Raw genomic sequence first — 20615 nt, forward strand, 5'->3', positions numbered from 1 at the left:
ATTAAATAGAAAGCTCTTTTGATAATTTATATAAGTTCAAATCAAGAGTGTGTTCTTTTGCCAGTGCTTCAATGATATCATAATCCACCAGCTGGTTTTTCTCCATACCAACAGCCCGTCCGCCTTTTCCTTCCAAAAGAAGCTCTACAGCACGGGCGCCAAGACGGCTGGCCAGTACACGGTCAAATGCAGTCGGAGAGCCTCCGCGCTGGACATGTCCAAGAACCGTTACTCTCGTATCGAAATCTGTCTCTTCCTTTAATTTCTTCGCGAATTCGTAGCCGTTCATGACGCCTTCAGCCACAACGATGATGCTGTGCTTCTTACCGCGTTCATGGCCTTTTTTAAGACGGCTGGCAATATCCTTCATATCATGAGGGTCTTCAGGGATGAGGATCGTTTCAGCTCCGCCTGCCAAACCTGCCCACAGTGCGATATCTCCAGCATTACGTCCCATAACTTCCACGACAAAGGTTCTTTCATGTGAAGAGGCGGTATCGCGGATTTTATCAATTGCATCGATTACTGTGTTAAGTGCAGTATCAAAGCCGATTGTAAACTCCGTGCCTGAAATATCATTATCAATTGTCCCTGGAACTCCGACACATGGAAAGCCTTGCTCTGTCAGGGCCTTTGCACCACGATAAGATCCGTCGCCGCCAATGACGACCAGGCCATCAATGTCAAATTTCTTTAGTTGTTCAATTCCCTTTTGCTGGCCTTCCTTGGTCTTGAATTCTTCACTGCGTGCGGAATAAAGGAATGTTCCTCCGCGATGGATAATGTCACCTACGGAACCAAGCTCCAGCTTTTCGATATTTCCATTCATCAATCCAGCGTAACCGCCGATTACGCCATAAACTTCGACATCATGATAAATACCTTTTCTTACTACAGCACGAATCGCAGCGTTCATCCCTGGCGCATCCCCGCCGCTCGTCAAAACACCAATTCTTTTCATTTCATTCACCTCATTCGGTATATCTATGTACTTTGCTGCTCTTTCGAATGGTTCCTTCCATATTTCAACTGTAAAGTTCATCGAAGTCTATTATTTACTCTTGAATATAAAAGCAACGAATCCGGAAAAACATACATAAAACTAATTACTGTGTATTCTGTTAGCTTCTCTTATTATGAACAGAATACCCGGGAATATTTCTAAAATAACATGTAGGGTGCGGTATCTCAACTGAATCCTCAATATTGACAATAAGTTGGAATTATCACGTAATTGCAAGCGCTTTATTATAGGGTTGTATGGAAAAAGAAACGCGAAAGCGCCTTATTCTGCCCTGGCAGCCTTCTCAAAAAAAAATAAAACGTGCACGATAGCACGTTTTATTTTACCCCGATAAATTCCGTTGGAAACGAAAACTCGCCAATTCGTTTATATTTCTCATAGCGCTGGCTCAGCAATGTCTCTTCATCCAAAACCAGAAGTTCTGACATCGAGTCTTTTAGAATTTTATCCATATACTTTGCCTGCTGTTTTAAATCTTTATGTGCCCCGCCTTTTACTTCTGGGATGATTTCATCAATGATCCCCAGTCCTTTAAGGTCAGGAGCAGTGATTTTCATCGTTTCAGCAGCTTTCTTCGCCAGCGAAGAATCTTTCCAAAGAATCGCTGCCGCACCTTCTGGAGAGATAACGGAATATGTGGAGTTTTCCAGCATGTGAATATAATTGCCTACACCCAGTGCCAGTGCTCCGCCACTTCCACCTTCGCCAATGACCACACAGATCACTGGAACGGTAAGTCCAGCCATCTCGAATAGATTACGGGCGATCGCTTCACTTTGCCCACGCTCTTCTGCTGCTTTACCAGGGTAAGCACCCTTAGTATCGATGAAGCAAATGATCGGACGCTTAAATTTTTCCGCTTGCTTCATCAAACGCAAAGCTTTTCTGTAACCTTCAGGATGCGGCATACCAAAATTCCTGCGGATATTTTCCTTTGTATCTTTCCCACGCTGATGGCCAATGACTGTCACGGGATAGCCATGGAATTTGGCAATTCCCCCAACAATCGCTTCATCATCTCCATATAATCTGTCGCCGTGACATTCGAAGAAGTCGGTAAACAGCAATGAGATATATTCAAGGGTCGTCGGACGATTTGGGTGACGGGCAATCTGCACCCGGTCCCACGGTTTCATGTTCTCATAAACTTCTGATTCGAGCTTTTGCAGTCTTGCTTCAAGTTTATTTATTTCTGATGTGAGATCCACATCCGTATTTTTGGTGAATTCCTTTAGCTCACTGATTTTTTTCCTTAATTCCAATACCGGTTTCTCGAATTCTAGTTCTCCTGCCATTCGAACGTCCCTCCTGGCTGATGGATTTCAAGTATTCCCGCAATCTTTTCCTTCATATCGACTCTCGAAATCACTGCATCAAGCTGCCCATGCTTCAGCAAAAACTCGGCTGTCTGGAAGTCTTCCGGCAGTTCCTCTCGAATTGTCTGCTCGATGATCCTTCGTCCTGCGAAGCCGATCAGTGCTCCTGGTTCGGCGAAATTATAGTCCCCCAGACTGGCAAAACTTGCAGAAACTCCTCCAGTGGTGGGGTGGGTCATGATGGAGATAATCAACCCTCCGTTATCGCTGAATCTTTTCAAAGCCACGCTGGTTTTCGCCATTTGCATCAGGCTTAATACACCTTCCTGCATTCTTGCTCCGCCTGATGCGGTAAAGATGATGAATGGAATGGACAATTCATCAGCCTTCTCGATCGCTCTCGTAATCTTTTCGCCTACAACCGATCCCATGCTTCCCATTCTGAAAGTAGCATCCATGATCGCGATGGCGACATCATATCCGTTCACAGTGCCTATGCCAGTAACTACTGCCTCATTTAGACCCGTTTTCTCCCGGTCCTTTTCAAGCTTTTCTTCGTATCCAGGAAATCCGAGCGGATTGCCGGATACCATTTCCCGATCCAGTTCACGGAAGCTTTCTGAATCCAGGAAACTTTCGATTCGTTCTGCAGAATTCATTTGATGATGATAACCACACTGTATACAAACCTTGCAGTTTTTATTTAGTTCTTTCGTATACATGATTTTTTTGCAGTTCGGGCATTTTGTCATGATTCCTTCAGGAACATCCTGCTTTGCTGCTTCAGAAGGAATTGTCGCGTACTTTTTCTTTTTCGTTTTCGTAAAAAGTTCCTTAAGCAATGTATAACCCCCTCCGAATAATACTGGTTGTTTTGTAATATCCTAAATTGTAAGGCTTATCTTCCACTTGTTTTTTCAGTTGCGAAAAGAGCCTTAGTCATAAAGCCCCAGGTGGTCAGACCACTACAGCAAAAAAGAAAGAGAGACTGCCATCCTGGCATCATAGGCATGTCCACAAGTATATAACATCCTCTCTTCGAAAGATGTTACTTCATGTCGTCATTCCGTCGACATTTTCCGCAGCATGCGATGCCTATTCAGAATCAGTTCTCCATTTTTTGTTGCAAGCGAGTCCAGCAACAGATGGTATTCTTCTTTTTCAGCTGGAATTGCTTTCAGCTCAAGTGCCTTGTAATAATCATTCAATATATACCAAATTCGATAAAAAAGGTGATTGTCAGCAAGTTCGGCAATTTTCCTGAAAAATTCCTCGTCCTCAAAATTATGGTCATCAATCCAGACCTTTAATCTTCTGATTTCATCTTCCCGGATCTTTTCAGCCGCAAGATATAGACAATCTGCCTCGATCATGTTTTTCGTTTCCACCACATCATCTTTGGCTTTTTTATCCTGCAGAATAAAGGTACTTAATAATTGGACCAGCTGGTTGCCGCGGAAGTCCCTTATAAAGGTTCCTTCTCCCCTTCTTGTCTCGATCAGCCCGAGGAGCTCAAGGGCGCGCAAGGCTTCGCGAACAGAGGAGCGCCCAGCATTCAGGCGCTCTGAGAGTTCACGTTCGGAAGGAATTTTATCTCCGGGCTTCAAGCCGTCTTTATTAATCATTTCCCTTAGCTGCCTGACGATTTCAACATATACTTTCGTGCTCTTCTCAGGCTGTGCCACTAAGAAATCACTCACCTTTTCCAATCAATGCAAGGCGTTCAGTACGCTCCCTGACTTCCTGAGGATCCACTTTGATTCGCGCAACCCCGGTTTCCATCGCGGCTTTCGCGACAGCTGCGGCAACAGCAGGTGCTACACGAGGATCAAATGGGCCGGGGATCACATAATCGCTTGAAAGTTCTGATTCCTCAATCAGCCCAGCGATTGCTTCCACAGCAGCCACCTTCATCTTTTCGTTGATATGGGTAGCCCTTGCATCCAATGCTCCACGGAAGATTCCAGGGAAAGCGAGAACATTATTCACCTGGTTAGGAAAATCGGAGCGGCCAGTACCAATTACAGCAGCCCCCGCAGCCTTCGCTTCCTCTGGCATGATTTCCGGAACCGGATTAGCCATCGCAAAGATGATTGAATCATTATTCATTGTTGCGACCATTTCTGAAGTCAGTGCTCCAGCAACAGAAACGCCGATGAAAACATCTGCACCTTTGATCGCATCAGCCAGGGAACCTTCAACATTGTCACGGTTAGTGAATTTCGCTACTTCGTCCTTGATTGCATTCATGCCGTTTGGGCGTCCTTCGTAAATCGCGCCTTTAGTATCACACATGATGATGTCACGGACACCGTATGAATACAGAAGCTTGATGATGGCAATTCCTGCAGCTCCTGCTCCGTTGGCAACCACCTTGATTTCATTCATTTTTTTCCCGACAATTTTCAGCGCATTGACGAGACCTGCCACGGTCACTATTGCCGTTCCATGCTGGTCATCATGGAAAACAGGGATATTTGTCTCTTTTTTCAAACGTTCTTCTACTGCAAAACAGTTTGGTGCAGCTATATCCTCAAGGTTGACACCGCCGAATGTTGGTTCAAGCAGCTTCACCGTTTCAACAATTTTATCTACATCCGTTGTGTTTAGACAGATTGGAAAAGCATCTACACCAGCGAAGCTTTTGAAAAGGACAGCCTTTCCTTCCATTACAGGCAGCGCGGCTTCAGGACCGATATTTCCCAGTCCAAGGACAGCAGTGCCATCGGATACGACCGCCACCATATTGCCCTTCATTGTATAATCATAAACAGTTTCTGGCTTATCATATATTTCCTTGCAAGGCTCCGCGACACCCGGAGAATAGGCCAGGCTTAAATCTCTGGCATTCCTTACAGGCACTTTCGATTTCGACTCTAATTTCCCTTTATTCACACGGTGCATGTGCAAAGCTTCTTCACGTAAAGTCAACTCAGGTCCACTCCTTAATTATGGGCTCTCTCCGACAATATCATTGCATTCATCATATTCCGCACTCTTGACTACGGCTGGTACTCTTCGATGAAAAATGCGAAAGATCAGCGACACAATAATAGGCGAACGGCCTGATTATTTAAAAAAGCTGCCTACTTCAGTGGTCTGACCACACATATCCTTTTCCAATATAACACATCTATTATACTTGTAAAGAACTAATTTTTCAGGACAACATTCTTGTCGCCCAATATCTTCTTTAATTCTCCCACACTTCCCCGTTCGGGATTCACGCAGAACTCATTTGGCAACAGCATGGATTTTTCGTTCTCTTCGTTATACACAATAACCGGAACAGTGCCGTGATGTTTTTTCAATAAAGCTTTAAGTTCATTCATTTTACCGGCGCTGTCGGCACCCTTCGTGATTCGCAAATACAAGACCGGCTTTTTCTGTCCGTTTTTTTGTGCTTCTTTTTCAAGGTCAAGCACTTGCTGTACGATAAATTGGCTCCTTCCATCCCGTTCATCGAACTTTCCTTCCAGAAGCGCCATCCCACCCTGTTTCAGTACATGTCCGTACTGCTTGTAGACAGTTGGGAAAACAACCGCTTCTGTTTCTCCGCTTGCGTCACTGAGAGTGAGGAAGGCCATGGCTTCTCCTTTTTTTGTGCGGATTTTCTTCTGTTCCGTTATATAGACGCCAAGCCTTATTTTGCTCCCCGGAGCCTTTAACGCAATCTTTTTAACTCCGGCGGCCTCGAACTCCTTCTCATGGATGGAAACAGGATGCCTGGAGAGATAGACTCCCAGGACCTCTTTTTCAAGGCAGAGTTTGTCTTCTATTCGCATCGGATCAACCTCTATATACTTCGGCTTCAGGGAAAACTCTGCTTCTGCGAACATATCGATTTGCCCGTTGTCATCCGGTGCTACGAGCTGTGCGTGTTCAAGCGCCACATCTATAGTCGCTAAAAGGACGGCACGGTCCTGCCCGAATTCATCGAAAGCGCCTGAATAGATCAGAGCTTCCACTACTTTTCTTGTTGCGGCCTTTTGCGGCACACGGATGCAAAAGTCGAAGATATCCTTGAAATGCCCAGTTCTTCTCGCCTGGAATATTTCCTTTAGTGATGCGATTCCCACGCCTTTGATTCCTGCCAGGCTGTATCGAACACTGTCTCCTTCCGGCTGGAAGCTGAAAGCGCTTCTGTTGATGGATGGAGGCAAGAGTTTGATTTCCATTTGCTGCAGTTCCCTTGCATACTGGGCGATTTTGGTGTCATTGCCGATGGCGGATGTCAGCAGGGAAGCCATGAAGTAAAGCGGATAATGTGTTTTGAGATAGGCCAGCTGATAGGCGATCATACTGTACGCGACAGCATGGCTGCGGTTGAAGCCATAATTGGCGAAACGGACGATTAAATCATAGACCAGATTGGCGGTCTGTGTATCGTATCCCTTCCTTAACGCGCCATTCACAAAATGTTCCCGTTCCTGGGCAAGGACTTCTTTCTTTTTCTTCGAGACCGCCCTTCGGAGCAGGTCTGCTTCTCCGAGGGAGAAACCAGCCATTTTAGAGGCAATCTGCATGATTTGCTCCTGGTATACAATGACTCCATATGTATCGTGCAGGATCGGTTCGAGGTCCTTATGATAATAATCGATTTGCTGTCTCCCATGCTTTCGGTCAATGAACAGAGGAATATTCTCCATCGGGCCCGGACGGTAAAGGGCATTGACTGCGACGATATCTTCAAATCGTGTTGGCTCCAGCCTTGTCAGTACTTTCCGCATTCCTTCAGACTCAAGCTGGAAAATCCCTGTCGTCTCTCCCCTGCCAAGCAATTGAAATGTTTGTTTATCTTCACCAGGGATATCATGGACCCTAAGCTTTTTCCCGGTTTTATGCTGGATCGAATGCAGGATGGAATCAATTAAAGTCAGATTCCTTAAGCCAAGGAAGTCCATCTTCAATAAACCTATTTCTTCAAGATGATCCATTGAATATTGGGTAAGGAACACTCTTGACTGGCCTGATTGGATCGGCACGACATTCGTAAGCGGCTGTTCACTGATGACGACACCTGCAGCGTGAGTGGAAGTATGTCGCGGCAAGCCCTCCAGTTTCATCGCCGTTTCAAGGATTCTCCTATTCTTTGAAGATTCTTCGATAAACTCCCTGAGTCCGCCGGATTCATTGATGGCATCCTTCAGAGTGATTCCCAATCGTGATGGAACAAGCCTGGAGAGCCTCTCGAGTTCCTTAGTGTTCAGACCGAAAACACGGCCTACGTCCCTGACCGCCGCCTTGGCTGCAAGTGTTCCGAAGGTAGCAATCTGCGCGACATGCAGCTCCCCATATTTTGCTGCAACATATTCTATAACCTCATCCCTGCGATTATCAGGAAAATCGATATCGATGTCGGGCATGGAAATTCGTTCCGGATTCAGGAACCTTTCGAAGAGAAGATTATGTTCAATCGGATCGGCATCGGTAATGAACAGTACATAGGATACAATCGACCCCGCAGCTGAACCACGGCCAGGACCAATCAGAATCCCCTTTTCTCTCGAATATTTAATGAAATCCCATACAATCAGGAAATAATCACTGAAGTTCATTTTCTTAATGATGGATAATTCATATTGAAGTCTTTCCACATGCTGGGGTGAAGGGTTTCCGTAACGTTTTTCGAGCCCCTGGAAACAGAGCTCCTCAAGCATCCCATCGGCACTTTTACCCGGTTCGACCGGAAACTTTGGCAAATGCCTTGTACCAAAGTCAAGCATGACATTGCACTCTTCCGCTATTTTCAGCGTGTTCTCCAAGGCTTCTGGATATTCCGAAAACAAATCGCCCATTTCTTTTGCGGTTTTCAGATAATACTCGCTGCTGCCAAGCCTTTCGCGGGCATCATCCTGAAGTTTATCGCCATTCTTGATCGCAAGCAGGCATTCCTGGGCAAAGGAATCCTCCTTGTCCAGATAATGCACCTTGTTCGAAGCAGCCAATGGCGTGTTAGTTTCCGAGCCTAGACCAGCCAGTTGTTTGACCAGCTCCTTCTGTCCGGGGAGACCGTGATCCTGTATGGCCAGGTAAAAGTTATCGTTTCCAAAGATTTGTTTATATGAAGCAACTGTATTTAATGCTTTGTCTTTTTCTTCATTTGCCAGATAATATTCTATTTCACCCCTGGTACCTGGTGTCATCGCAAATAGTCCCGCGGCATAATGCTTCAGCCACTTCACCGGAATTCCTTCAGGGGATTTCGTCTGTACAGCACTTGATATCTTGATCAGATTCTGGAATCCCTCATTGTTTTTCGCGAGGAGAACAAGCGGGAAGGATTCATTTTCCAGAGAGGTACTGACGACATCAACTGTCAGTCCCAGCAATGGCTTTATTGAATTCCTCAGGCATTCTTTATAAAATGCAACCGTTCCGTACATTACATTATGATCTGTCAGTGCGAGTGCGGAAAAGCCTTTTGCCTTTGCATCGCGGACAAGCTGCTCGACTGTAGCCGTACTGGTGAGCAGGCTGAATGCACTATAGACATGAAGGTGAATAAACGGCATATCTCTCACACCCTTTAGGTAAGGTTCATCTTCTTTCATTATAGGCTTTTAAGACCAAAAAAGAAAATATGTTCTCCTTTATTCACGTAAGTTTAAACATATCGCAGGCTGATTGTCCATATGATGAAGTACGAGGTAAAAAATCGACTTTTTACAAAGGGTGTATACGATGAACCAGCCATTTATCCCGGGTTTGTTTGAAGCATATTTCATTGCGCTAGGCGTTTTGCTGGGCGGCTCTTTGATCGGAGGGTTAGCCGCTTTTTTAACAGGACAGCCTTTAATGACGGAAATCGCCCGTTTCTCCAGCTCCATTCGGATCTGGGCCATCATCGCTGCGATTGGCGGCACATTTGATACTGTCTACAGCTTTGAAAAGGGACTTTTACACGGAGAAACAAAGGATATTTTCAAACAGTTTCTATTGATCCTCACTGCCATGGGCGGTGCCCAGACTGGGGCCCTTCTCATTGACTGGCTGACACAGGAGCATGTCTGATATGAGGGTTCCTCCTTATTACCGAAAGCCAGAATGGCAGCGATTCTTTTCCGGTGCAGCAGTTGGCGCACTCGTAAGCTGGGTTTTGTTTTTATATATGAATGGCGCATGGATGGAAAAACACGCGAAAACGATCGAGCAGCAAAAAGATGAAATCGCAGACTTGAAAAGTGACATCGAAATCTGGATGGAGGATTATGAAGAATTAAACAAAAAGAACCAGGAAAAGCTCACCGTGCAGGAAATCAAGGTGAAAATCGTCAATGATAAAAAGTATAAACAGCTGGATACACTCAGCATCTACGAAATCGAGGAGGAGACCAAAGGACAATTAAACATGCTCCTCGCCAAAGACCTCGATTCTGTTTTCAAAAGCAGGGAACTGATTACAAAGGTGATTGAAAATAAATCAATCAGAATCAGTGACAAACGCTATAAACTGAAAATCAAATCAATGGTCATTTATACATCAGTCAGCATACTGGTGGAAATCAGTCTGGATTGACCGGGTTTGCGAGACAGTTTTTGGTTAGAGCTCGGACACCTCATTGGAGGATACAGCTTGAAGGACAAGAATAGGAAGATGGCTGGAAACCCGACACGATTCCGCGTTTTCTTGACAGCTTTGGCCTTTGAACCTTGTAACCTGTCACGATAACCGTGTTTTCCTGACAACTTTGGCCTTTGAACCTTGTAACCTGTCACAATACCGATGTTTTCTTGACAGCTTTGGCCTTTGAACCTTGTAACCTGTCACGATAACCGTGTTTTCCTGACAACTTTGGCCTTTGAACCTTGTAACCTGTCACAATACCGATGTTTTCTTGACAACTTTGGCCGCTGAACCCTGAAACCTGTCACAATAACTACGTTTTCTTGACAGCCTTGGGCTTTGAACCTTGTAACCTGTCACAATACCGATGTTTTCTTGACAACTTTGGCCCTTGAACCCGGAAACCTGTCACAATAACTACGTTTTCTTGACAGCTTCGTCCTCTGAACCTGGAAACCTGTCACGATAACTGTGTTTTCTTGACAGCCTTGGCCTTTGAACCCAGAAACCTGTCACGATAACTACGTTTTCTTGACAGCTTTGGCCTCTGAACCCGGGAACCTGTCACAATAACTACGTTTTTTTGACAGCTTTGGGTACTGAACCCGGAAACCTGTCACAATCACCGCGTTTTCTTGACAGTTTTGGGCTTCCCACCCGATATCCATAAACAAAGGTAATTTATTCCATTCGTTATCTACTCGTGTGACTCTTGCAAGATACGGGAATCATACATTATCAGAGCAAGTATAGACAGGAGGGATTTCAGATGAGTTTTAACAACGGAGCTGGAAATAGTGGTAGCGGCGTCGGAGGTGGTTTATTCCCGCCTTATGCGATGAACAATGCTGATTCTGATAATCAGGTAAAACTAAATGAAGATCAGTATGATGTTTATGTGAATGATGATTTTATCGGACAAAAAAGCCTTAAGAACCAGGGTGAGCATCTATCCGACATTGATGACTTTTTAAAACTGCAGGGCATCGCTGATTTTACCTCGTCCCTCGATGGTGACCATTATACAATCAGAACCGATGGAATGGATGCCGATATTGCTGATGCTTTGCGGGTTTATTTTAACAATAGATGATTGGAAAGGTGCGTTTCTGAATGAAACGCACCATATTTTTATTCTCTGCAAGCTTCGATAAGGTCAGCCAGGACACGGTCGACATCATCCCATGAGTAAATTGACGCCCCTGCAGCGAGCGGATGTCCGCCGCCATTATATTTCCTGGCAATCGTATTGATGACAGGTCCTTTAGAGCGGAGACGCACACGGATTTGGTCTTCTTCTTCGATAAAGAACACCCACGCTTTGATTCCCCCAACATTGCCCAGTTCACTGACAAGCAACGATGCTTCTGAAGGTTTCACGGAATACTGGTCCAGTAATTCCTGCTTCATTACGACCTTCGCAGCACCATTTTCGAGCAACTCAAAGTTCTGTAAGATGTATCCGTTCAACTTCACCACATTAGGTGCGAGTTCATACATTCTGTCATATAGCTCTGTGCGTGAGAAATTGTAGTGAATCAGTTCTCCCGCATAGGCAAATGTCTTATTGGTCGTGCTTGGATAAAGGAATCGGCCCGTGTCTCCGACAATCCCGGCATAAAGCAATCTTGCTGCCTCATCAGACATCCTTAAGCCCCTATCCTTGAAAGTAAGGTAAAATTCATAAATCATTTCACTCGTGGAACTTGCAGTAGTATCAACCCATTGAAGGTTACCATATGGATCTTCATTTGGATGGTGGTCAATCTTCACAAGCTGTTCTCCCAGGCGGTAACGCTCGTCACAAATCCGCTCGGCATTAGCGGTGTCACAGACAATGACAAGCGCACCTTTAAAAATATCGTCCTGAACAGAGTCAAGCCTTCTCAGATAATGAAGTGATGGTTCCTCTGCGCCAACAGTGTAAATATTCTTTTCAGGATAGGAAGCCTTTAAAATCTCGGCAAGTCCCCCCTGGGAACCGTACGCATCAGGATCAGGCCTCACATGGCGGTGGATAATGATGGTTTCATAATTTTCAATTGCCTCAAGTATTTGCTCTTTCATTTAAATGCTCCTTCACCTTTTTCATATCTCAATTATGAACATATTTTTTGGAAAAGAAAAGCATGAAGACATTTTACGGGGAGTGTGGAGCTGAAAAAAAGCCGTGTTTTTTTCCAATTTGCGAATGGTGGTTTTTGCGAATAAAATTCTTTTTTTGCGATTAAAGTCCTTTTTTTGCGATTAAAATTATCTTTTTGCGAATAAATAATTTTTTCGTGACATAATTATTTCTTTTGCTTATGTGGGAAGGAGTTAATTCGAAAATAATAGATTTTAACCTTTATATAAGGCCGCTACAAGGACAACTGTATGGCATTCTGCTTAAATAAACGGTAAAATAGAGTAGATTATTGAATTTGGAGGAATTGCAATGCCTATTCTCGTACTTTTGATCGTTCTTTCATTCGTCTTTTATATCTTTTACAAGATTAAATATGTCCGCAGCAAACGTCCTGCGGAGCGTAAATGGCTTTCTGCCAAATCCAGCATCGCCCTGGGACTTTTCGTCGCATTTTTTGGGATTAACCAGCTATTCCTTTTCCAGACAACTGTCACCTACATCGTTGGTGCTATATTCATTGCCATAGGTTCATTGAGTGTATGGGGCGGGATTAAAGCCTACAAGTTCTATCTTCCCCATGCCGTGAAGGAAGCGCAGGAAAATTAACGTTCAAAAAAGCCGATCCAATCACGGATCGGCTTTTTAATCTATTAATGTCTGTCGATCAGCTGGCACATCATCATCGCCTTGCCGACAAGAACTCCGTCATTGAAGGCTTCAATATCGACCTTCCCAAACTTCCTTCCTACCTCGAGAACCTTCGGATAAATTTCTATGACACTGTCAATTTGTACAGGCTTGATAAAATAAATCGTCATATTCTCAACGACCAGGTCACCTTTTTTATATCCTCGCAACACACGGTTCGCTGCTTCTGTCACGATGGTTGTAAAAACACCGTATGAAATGGTCCCAAGGTGGTTCGTCATCTGCGGAGTCACCTGGCAGCGGAAAATATCTTCATCCTTGGTTTTTCCTTTTGCCAGGACAAGCTGGTTCGTCACTGTATCGTCCAGCGTCTCCCCTACCTGCGGCTGGCGCTGGACCATCTGAAGGGCTTTCAATACATCCTGTCTGCTGACGATGCCCTGAAGCTTGTTTCCATCATCAACAACTGGCAATACCTCAATTCCTTCCCACACCATCATATGGGCAGATGAAGCAACACTCGTCGACCCGCTGACGGTCATTGGGCTTTTCGTCATGATTTTCTCGATCAAGGTATCCTGTTCATGGCCCATGACATCCTTTGAAGTGATCATCCCAATCACTTTCATATTGTGGTCGACGACAGGAAAACGGCTGTGCAGCGTTTCGTCCTTATGGCGATACCAATCTGATACAGTGTCATTCGCCTTAAGGAAAACCGTTTCGGCTACCGGAGTAAGGATATCCTCGACAAGGATGATTTCTTTTTTGATCAGTTGATCATAAATCGCACGGTTGATCATCGTCGCGACTGTAAATGTATCATAACTGCTTGAGATGATCGGCAGCTGCAATTCATCGGCCAGCTTTTTGACATGGTCCTCGGCATCGAAACCGCCAGTAACCAATACGGCTGCTCCGGCTCTTAGCGCATGCTCGTGCGCTTTATCGCGGTTCCCGACGATCAGCAGGTTGCCCGCGCCCGTATAGCGCATCATCGCCTCCAGTTTCATCGCCCCGATGACAAATTTATTCAATGTTTTATGAAGCCCTCCGCGTCCCCCAAGGACCTGTCCATCAACGATGTTGACGACTTCTGCGAACGTAAGCTTCTCGATATTTTCTTTCTTTTTCCGCTCAATCCTGATGGTGCCGACACGTTCAATCGTGCTGACATACCCTTTATTTTCCGATTCCTTTATGGCTCTGTATGCAGTTCCTTCGCTTACGTTAAGTGCCTTGGCGATTTGGCGCACCGATATTTTTTCACCTATTGGCAATTCATCTATATATTGAAGTATTTGTTCATGCTTAGTTGCCAAGACTTTCACCCTTTATCATAATTTTCCGTTCAATGTAGCTCTATCCATTTACATTATAAGGTTTTAAAGGGTTTGATTCAATTGTATTAGGGTCAAGGCCATAATTTAGAAGAATGATACTCTTAAAAAGAAAAACTGGCGATTTAAATCAGCCAGTGTAGACGCGCGATTTTCTTTTCTGGTTGCTTCCCATTTTTCCGCTTCCTGTGCCGGCCTTCTTTTTCGCCGTGTATAAGAAAGCCGCCAGATTCCCGGCAAAAACCAGCAGAGCGAGAAACAGCCAGGAGCCTGCAAACAGGGCTTCCTTTCCTCCCGCCTGGAGATTAATCTCCGGCAATGCGATGTAAAGCATGACGCCGCATAACAGCAGGTACAATAAGTAACGGTTCTTCTTCATTCTTGCCCTCCTATAGGTTGTCTTAATTCATATCTATGCTTAACAGGCAGAAAAAAGCATGGTAAATAAAAAAGCCGCACAAATTTTGTGCAGCCATGGGTATTACAATTCGATCGCTTCTCCCGCTTCAAGGACACGACCTTGATTGTTTTTCAGCATTTTTACGAAGGCATGGGGATCCTGCTTGATTGGCGGGAACGTATTGAAATGGATTGGCACAACTTGCTTTGCGCCTAGAAATTCAGCAGCCAGTGCCGCATCTTCTGGTCCCATCGTAAAATTGTCGCCAATCGGCAGGAATGCCAGGTCAATTGGATGCCTTTCGCCAATCAGCTTCATGTCAGAAAACAGACCAGTGTCGCCCGCATGGAACACTGTTTTTCCTTCTGCCATGAACAGGATGCCAGCAGGCATGCCTCCATAAATCACTTCATTGTTTTCCGTGACCATACCTGTTCCATGGAAGGCCTGGGTCATCTTGACTTTGCCAAAATCAAATTCATACGCGCCGCCAATCGACATCCCATGTGTGTTCAGGCCTTTCCAGCTTAAATATGTAGCGACTTCGAAATTGGCGATTACCAGAGCATCATGTTTCTTCGCCAATTCAAGGGTATCCCCGAGGTGGTCTCCATGCGCATGGGTGAGGATAATCACATCTGGCTTCACATCCTCCACCTTCAGATCGGTCAGGTCATTTCCAGTAATGAATGGATCAATCAGGATGGTTTTCCCATTCGATTCAATTTTAACAACAGAATGGCCGTGATAAGATACTTTCATATTATCGCTCCTTTCATTGGGCTATTTTCACAAAAATCACGTTAGAAACCTTGCAAAAATCAGCCATATAAATAAACTATTTCAACACCCTTTGACAATCTCCTGCTTCCATTTTCTTTTTACCCAACAACTCTTATCATTAAAAGTTTTACTTTTGACCAGGTAATTGCTACTCTCATAGTGTGATGTACATATAGAGGAGGAATATCTATGACTGAAAGATTGGCTGCGTTATCAGGATGGATGAAGGACAATGATGTGGATGTCACATTTATTACATCCCCTGATAATGTATTTTATTTGAGCGGATTTTTAAGCGATCCACACGAAAGATTACTGGCTGTTGCCGTGTTCCAGGATGCTGAGCCTTTCATGATCTGCCCGGCTATGGATAAGGAAAATGCCAAGAATGCCGGATGGGAGCTTGAAATCCTTGGCTACAGCGACACAGATGATTCAATGGAACTTGCCTTCAATGCGATGAAGAAGCGTATTTCTTCCATCAAGAAGATTGCAATTGAGAAGGAACAGCTGAATGTCGAGCGTTATGAGAAGCTGACTGGACTTGTAGGCAATGGTGAATTCGTTTCAGCAGAGGAAAAACTGCGCCTGATGCGGATGGTGAAAACTGAAGAAGAATTGCAAAAGCTCGGAAAAGCTTGTGAACTGGCTGATTTTGCGATTGAGACAGGAGTCAGCGAGATCAAGGAAGGCAAAACCGAGCTGGATGTCCTTGCTGCAATTGAGTATGAATTGAAGAAAAAAGGCGTTACAGAAATGTCATTTTCAACAATGGTACTCACAGGAAAGAATGCTGCAGCTCCGCATGGCACTCCAGGGCTGACAAAGATCAAGAAAGGCGACCTCGTCTTATTCGACCTTGGCGTTGTGATGGATGGCTACTGCTCAGATATCACAAGGACCGTTGCCTATGGCGAGATTAATAAACAGCAGGAAGAAATCTACAACACCGTGTTGAAAGCACAGCTGAAAGCTTTGGATACAGCTCGTGCCGGCATAGCCTGCTCAGAGGTTGACCTTGCTGCACGCAAAGTGATTGAAGAAGCGGGATACGGCGACTACTTCCCGCACCGCCTAGGCCACGGACTCGGAGTCAGCGTCCACGAGTATCCATCATTGACTAGCACGAATCCATTACTAATGGAAAAAGGAATGGTGTTCACTGCAGAGCCGGGAATCTATGTGCCAGGCGTCGCGGGCGTAAGAATTGAAGATGATGTGGTCATCACCGAGGATGGAATTGAAATTTTAACGAAATACCCTAAAGAATTGGTATTTGTATCGTAAAATAAGCCCAAAAACCGCCTGCTGTCATGTGATCCAGGCGGTTTGTTTTTGATTTTCATTGAGGAAGCTTCTTTTTTAGCGAGTTTCAATTTTTTATAGCGGAAATTTCCTTTTTTATATAGCGAAAAAATTTTTTATAGCGACTTTCCTGTTTATATAGCGAAAATTTCTTTTTTATAGCGACTTTCTTTTTTATATAGCGACTTTTGAATTTTTGTAGCGAGTTGGAAAAAATCCGTGTTTTTTTCCAGTTAAAAAAGAGCAGCATCTGCAGCTGCTCTTTTTCCTAATTAGCGATTATCGACTTTTTCCGGGTACATATCGTGGTTCATCATCCGGTAGTTAGCCATTTCCTCGTATTTTGTTCCTGGCTTTCCGTAGTTTGTGTACGGATCGATCGAGATTCCGCCTCTTGGCGTGAATTTTCCCCAGACTTCGATATATCTTGGATCCATCAGCTTGATTAAGTCATTCATGATGATGTTCATGCAATCCTCGTGGAAATCACCGTGGTTCCTGAAGCTGAACAGATACAATTTCAAGGACTTGCTTTCTACCATCAGCTTATCCGGGATGTAACTGATATAAATCGAAGCAAAATCCGGCTGTCCTGTGATCGGGCACAGGCTCGTAAATTCCGGTGTATTGAATTTTACAAAATAATCCCTGTATGGATGCTTGTTTTCGAAGGTTTCCAATATTTCAGGGCTGTATTCGAATAAGTATTTGGTCCCCTGGTTTCCAAGTAACGTCAAATCTTTCATTTCCTCATCTTTTCTTCCTGCCATTATAAAGCCTCCACTAATGTCCGCAAACGCTAAACGAGGCCGAAAACCCTGCTAATAAAAAAACCACATCCTCATGGATATGGTTGAAATTATTCAAATCCATAGTTTTTTATAGAGGGTGTCCGCTATGAACCTCTCCCGCGATGCAGGATTTGTATTCAATTTATATTGCCACTATAAAGAAATGTCCTGTTAAAGTCAAAAGAAAATTTTACAAAGACAAAAGGAGTTATGACAATCCCGTGTATTTCCAGTTTTTATTTTTACATATGTTCATTAGGTTATTTACATTTGTTCAACCACCTGATATATTATTCATGTAAGTAACACATAATAACTTTGTGCTATATATTTTTGCTCATTATGAAAGCGTTTCATTACATTTTTTTTGGAAAGGGAATGAATTATATGATTAAAGATTTAGCGGGTATGATTGATCACACATTGCTTAAAGCAAATGCAACTGAAGCAGAGATTGTAAAGCTGGCTGAGGAAGCAAAAGAATATAAATTCGCTTCTGTCTGTGTTAACCCAACATGGGTAAAGACTGCTGCTGAAATTCTTAAGGATGCTGAAGGTGTAAAAGTTTGTACAGTAATCGGCTTCCCTCTTGGAGCTGCAACTTCTGAAACAAAGTCATTCGAAACAAAAAATGCAATTGAAAATGGCGCGACTGAGGTTGACATGGTCATCAACATTGGTGCTTTGAAGGACAAGCAGTATGACCTTGTTGAAAAAGATATCAAAGCTGTTGTTGACGCAGCAAAAGGCAAAGCATTGACTAAGGTGATCATCGAAACTTGCCTTCTTACTGATGAGGAAAAAGAAATGGCTTGCAAGCTTTCTGTTAGTGCAGGAGCTGATTTCGTCAAGACATCTACAGGATTCTCAACAGGAGGAGCAACTGTGGAGGACATCGCTTTGATGAGAAAAACAGTGGGCCCTGATATCGGCGTTAAGGCATCAGGTGGCGTTAGAAGCCTTGAGGATGCACAAAGCATGATCGAAGCTGGTGCAACAAGAATTGGTGCAAGCTCTGGCGTAGCAATTGTCAACGGATTGTCTTCTGACTCTTCATACTAAGCAACAAAAATACCATTTGGGAATGGGGAATGGACGATGGATAAAAAGACGCTTGTTGAAAAAGCTATAGAAGCAAGAAGCACAGCATACGTTCCATATTCTAAGTTTCAGGTTGGCGCAGCAATCATTACGAGCAATGACAATGTCTATCTTGGCTGCAATATTGAAAATGCCTCTTACGGACTGACAAACTGTGCCGAAAGAACTGCCATTTTTAAGGCTGTATCCGAGGGTGATACAGAAATCAAGGCGATTGCAGTAGTCGCTGATACTGAAGGTCCTGTTTCTCCTTGCGGTGCCTGCCGCCAGGTTATTGCAGAATTTGCGACTGAGGATACTAAAATCTATCTTTCGAACCTGAACGGTGATGTGAAGGAAACGACAATTGATGAGATCCTGCCGGGATATTTTACATCCAAGGATATGGACAAAGTCGATCAGTCGAAGAAAATGGTTTAATAGCTGCAAGTTAACATAAGGAGCAATTCCTTTCATCCTCGAAAATAGGGTTTTGGAATTGCTCTTTCTTATTTAATCTATCGCTGCTCGATAAAGGAGGAAAGAGCCGTCCATTCATCAGGACGGCATACATCATGGGAGACGCAGGTTTATTATTATCAGGCGCAGCACTTTTCCTGAACAGCTTGATGCTTCTGGGAAAAGCGAATGCGAAAAGTGTAGCAGTATTCAATTTATTTATCGGAGCCATGCAGGTCATCGTTCCATTCTATTTAATCATCGCATCTGACCAAAGCAATTGGACTATATACAGCCTTGCCAGCATCTTTCTGTTTGGCTTTACTTATTTATATGTTGGCATGACCTTATTGAAGGACCTTGATGGCAGCGGACTGGGCTGGTACTCTCTTTGGGTGGCTGTCATAGCCCTTATTTACGCATTCGTTGCATATATCCATTTTGGAGACATCGTCAATACGCTTACTTGGCTGATGTGGGCCTATCTCTGGTTCCTGTTCTTCCTGTCGATGGGAATAAACAAAAAAATCGATGCGTACGTCGGCAAGGTAGCAATGGTTCAGTCATGGCTGACTTTGACTTTCCCGGCATTGCTGTCCATGACCGGCCTATGGAAGACTGATCAGGTAGCGCAAGCATGGATCTATTTCTCGATTGCAGCTTTTGTCTATTTTGCCTATATTACATTCAAGCTGAAAAAAGCAACAGCAAGATCTGAGAGATTCGCTTAGCCAAGATGGGTTTATCTGACCCCCAAAAAAGCAAAAACCGTCCTGCCGATTTGGCATGGACGGTTTTCTTTTGTTGGCGATTATTTAGCCAATACGTTTGTCAGTACTGGAACGACTTGCTTCTTGCGGGAAACGACGCCTTTAAGTGTCGCTGTATTGTCTTCAAGCGTCACATTGAATGCTTCTTCGACTGCTGAAGCCTTTTCACCAATCGCAAGTGCAGCAGAATCATTTGTTAAAATATCCGTGATGACCAGCAAGAATAAACCAAGCTTCTTTTCAGTCACTTTCTTGTTCAATGCATCCTCAAGCTCAACCTTGCGTGAGAGAACATCATTGACGTCCACTGTGTTCACCTGGGCGATTTCAACCTTGGACTCACCCATTTGGAATTCCTTTGCGTCAAGGGAGATGAGCTCTTCAATCGTTTTGCTGCTAAGATCAGCGCCAGCCTTCAGCATTTCAAGACCGTATTCTTCTGCATTCACGCCAGCAATTTCAGCCAGTTCACGAGCAGCCGCCACGTCCTGGTCTGTGCAGGTTGGTGATTTGAATAGCAAGGAATCGGAAATGATTGCAGACAGCATCAATCCGGCAATGTTCTTATCGATTTCAACATTGTTTTCCTTGTACATCTTGTTCAGGATTGTCGCTGTGCAGCCAACTGGCTCAACACGGAAATAAAGTGGATCGCTTGTTTCAAAATTGGCCACACGGTGGTGGTCAATTACTTCAACGATCTGTACATCAGTAATATCTTCCGCACTTTGCTGACGTTCGTTATGGTCGACAAGGATGACCTTGTCCACTTCTTCAGAAACCCTTCCAGCAAGGCGAGGTGCCTCAGCCTTGAAATAATCTAGTGCATATTGAGTTTCCCCATTGACCTGGCCCAGTCGGACTGCTTCTGCATCGACACCAAGCTTTTGCTTTAAGTTTGCATACGCAATCGCAGAGCAGATTGTATCTGTATCAGGATTTTTATGACCAAAAACAAGTACTTTTTCCATCATGACACTCCTCAAGTTACAATTTATCACGGA

At 44.2% G+C, this 20615-nt stretch carries 20 protein-coding genes and 1 riboswitch; of the genes, 8 read left to right on the forward strand and 12 right to left on the reverse strand.

What is annotated here, in order from left to right; translation table 11 throughout:
• Position 1 precedes the first annotated feature (1 nt).
• The 6 genes from pfkA to dnaE form a co-directional block, all read right to left on the reverse strand.
• Positions 2–961: a 6-phosphofructokinase gene (gene pfkA, locus M3593_RS05955; RefSeq protein ID WP_251541107.1), complete on the reverse strand. Its 960-nt coding sequence runs from the start codon at positions 959–961 to the stop codon at positions 2–4.
• A 380-nt stretch (positions 962–1341) separates the two neighbouring features.
• Entirely contained in the window at positions 1342–2319 is a 978-nt protein-coding gene (accA, locus tag M3593_RS05960) for an acetyl-CoA carboxylase carboxyl transferase subunit alpha (RefSeq protein WP_251541109.1), read from the reverse strand.
• The gene (accD, locus tag M3593_RS05965) at positions 2304–3182 is read right to left on the reverse strand and encodes an acetyl-CoA carboxylase, carboxyltransferase subunit beta (protein WP_144477392.1); all 879 of its coding nucleotides are present in this window, start codon (positions 3180–3182) and stop codon (positions 2304–2306) included. The genes accA and accD overlap by 16 nt, the downstream gene beginning before the upstream one ends.
• A 219-nt stretch (positions 3183–3401) precedes the next feature.
• On the reverse strand, positions 3402–4025 hold the full coding sequence (locus M3593_RS05970) for a FadR/GntR family transcriptional regulator (RefSeq protein ID WP_144477389.1): 624 nt from the start codon (positions 4023–4025) through the stop codon (positions 3402–3404).
• 7 nt (positions 4026–4032) lie between these two features.
• Positions 4033–5271, reverse strand: coding sequence for an NADP-dependent malic enzyme (ystJ, locus tag M3593_RS05975; RefSeq protein WP_251541111.1), 1239 nt, complete (start codon positions 5269–5271; stop codon positions 4033–4035).
• Positions 5272–5492: 221 nt separating this feature from the next.
• Entirely contained in the window at positions 5493–8855 is a 3363-nt protein-coding gene (dnaE, locus tag M3593_RS05980) for a DNA polymerase III subunit alpha (RefSeq protein ID WP_251541113.1), read from the reverse strand.
• 169 nt (positions 8856–9024) lie between these two features.
• Between dnaE and ytrH the strand changes: the two genes are divergently transcribed.
• The 3 genes from ytrH to M3593_RS05995 all read left to right on the forward strand — a co-directional run bounded on the left by ytrH (position 9025) and on the right by M3593_RS05995 (position 11000).
• Entirely contained in the window at positions 9025–9354 is a 330-nt protein-coding gene (gene ytrH / locus M3593_RS05985; protein ID WP_144477380.1) for a sporulation membrane protein YtrH, read from the forward strand.
• Between the two features lies 1 nt (position 9355).
• Positions 9356–9859 (forward strand): sporulation membrane protein YtrI, encoded by a 504-nt coding sequence (gene ytrI / locus M3593_RS05990; RefSeq protein ID WP_144477378.1) that lies wholly within the window; start codon positions 9356–9358, stop codon positions 9857–9859.
• A gap of 817 nt (positions 9860–10676) precedes the next feature.
• The gene (locus M3593_RS05995) at positions 10677–11000 is read left to right on the forward strand and encodes a hypothetical protein (protein WP_144477375.1); all 324 of its coding nucleotides are present in this window, start codon (positions 10677–10679) and stop codon (positions 10998–11000) included.
• Between the two features lie 38 nt (positions 11001–11038).
• Here M3593_RS05995 and M3593_RS06000 read toward each other — a convergent pair whose 3' ends face one another.
• Entirely contained in the window at positions 11039–11974 is a 936-nt protein-coding gene (locus M3593_RS06000; RefSeq protein ID WP_144477372.1) for a DHH family phosphoesterase, read from the reverse strand.
• Positions 11975–12344: 370 nt separating this feature from the next.
• Here M3593_RS06000 and M3593_RS06005 point away from each other — a divergent pair, with 370 nt between their 5' ends.
• Positions 12345–12641: a YtpI family protein gene (locus M3593_RS06005; protein WP_251541115.1), complete on the forward strand. Its 297-nt coding sequence runs from the start codon at positions 12345–12347 to the stop codon at positions 12639–12641.
• Positions 12642–12685: 44 nt separating this feature from the next.
• Here the strand turns inward: M3593_RS06005 and M3593_RS06010 are convergent, their stop codons facing one another.
• From M3593_RS06010 to M3593_RS06020, 3 genes are all read right to left on the reverse strand, one after another.
• Positions 12686–14005 (reverse strand): CBS domain-containing protein, encoded by a 1320-nt coding sequence (locus M3593_RS06010; protein ID WP_144477366.1) that lies wholly within the window; start codon positions 14003–14005, stop codon positions 12686–12688.
• A 148-nt stretch (positions 14006–14153) separates the two neighbouring features.
• Positions 14154–14402, reverse strand: a complete 249-nt coding sequence (locus M3593_RS06015; protein ID WP_251541118.1) for a hypothetical protein — start codon at positions 14400–14402, stop codon at positions 14154–14156.
• Between the two features lie 102 nt (positions 14403–14504).
• Positions 14505–15185 carry a metal-dependent hydrolase gene (locus M3593_RS06020; RefSeq protein ID WP_251541119.1) on the reverse strand — a complete coding sequence of 227 codons (681 nt, stop codon included), beginning with the start codon at positions 15183–15185 and terminating at the stop codon, positions 14505–14507.
• Positions 15186–15395: 210 nt separating this feature from the next.
• Here M3593_RS06020 and M3593_RS06025 point away from each other — a divergent pair, with 210 nt between their 5' ends.
• Entirely contained in the window at positions 15396–16493 is a 1098-nt protein-coding gene (locus M3593_RS06025; RefSeq protein ID WP_251541121.1) for a M24 family metallopeptidase, read from the forward strand.
• Positions 16494–16783: 290 nt separating this feature from the next.
• Here the strand turns inward: M3593_RS06025 and queF are convergent, their stop codons facing one another.
• A complete protein-coding gene (gene queF, locus M3593_RS06030) occupies positions 16784–17281 on the reverse strand; it encodes a preQ(1) synthase (protein WP_251541123.1) in 498 nt (165 codons plus the stop codon).
• Positions 17282–17376: 95 nt separating this feature from the next.
• Positions 17377–17423, reverse strand: a riboswitch (PreQ1 riboswitch).
• Between the two features lie 266 nt (positions 17424–17689).
• Between queF and deoC the strand changes: the two genes are divergently transcribed.
• From deoC to M3593_RS06045, 3 genes are all read left to right on the forward strand, one after another.
• The gene (gene deoC / locus M3593_RS06035) at positions 17690–18364 is read left to right on the forward strand and encodes a deoxyribose-phosphate aldolase (protein ID WP_251541132.1); all 675 of its coding nucleotides are present in this window, start codon (positions 17690–17692) and stop codon (positions 18362–18364) included.
• Between the two features lie 36 nt (positions 18365–18400).
• Positions 18401–18823 (forward strand): cytidine deaminase, encoded by a 423-nt coding sequence (locus M3593_RS06040; RefSeq protein ID WP_144477349.1) that lies wholly within the window; start codon positions 18401–18403, stop codon positions 18821–18823.
• Positions 18824–18957: 134 nt separating this feature from the next.
• Entirely contained in the window at positions 18958–19572 is a 615-nt protein-coding gene (locus M3593_RS06045; RefSeq protein ID WP_144477346.1) for an AmiS/UreI family transporter, read from the forward strand.
• 80 nt (positions 19573–19652) lie between these two features.
• Here M3593_RS06045 and M3593_RS06050 read toward each other — a convergent pair whose 3' ends face one another.
• Positions 19653–20582: a manganese-dependent inorganic pyrophosphatase gene (locus M3593_RS06050; protein WP_251541286.1), complete on the reverse strand. Its 930-nt coding sequence runs from the start codon at positions 20580–20582 to the stop codon at positions 19653–19655.
• Positions 20583–20615 lie beyond the last annotated feature (33 nt).

This window comes from Mesobacillus sp. MER 48, assembly GCF_023714225.1.
In the GTDB taxonomy this organism is placed as follows: domain Bacteria; phylum Bacillota; class Bacilli; order Bacillales; family Cytobacillaceae; genus Mesobacillus; species Mesobacillus oceanisediminis_A.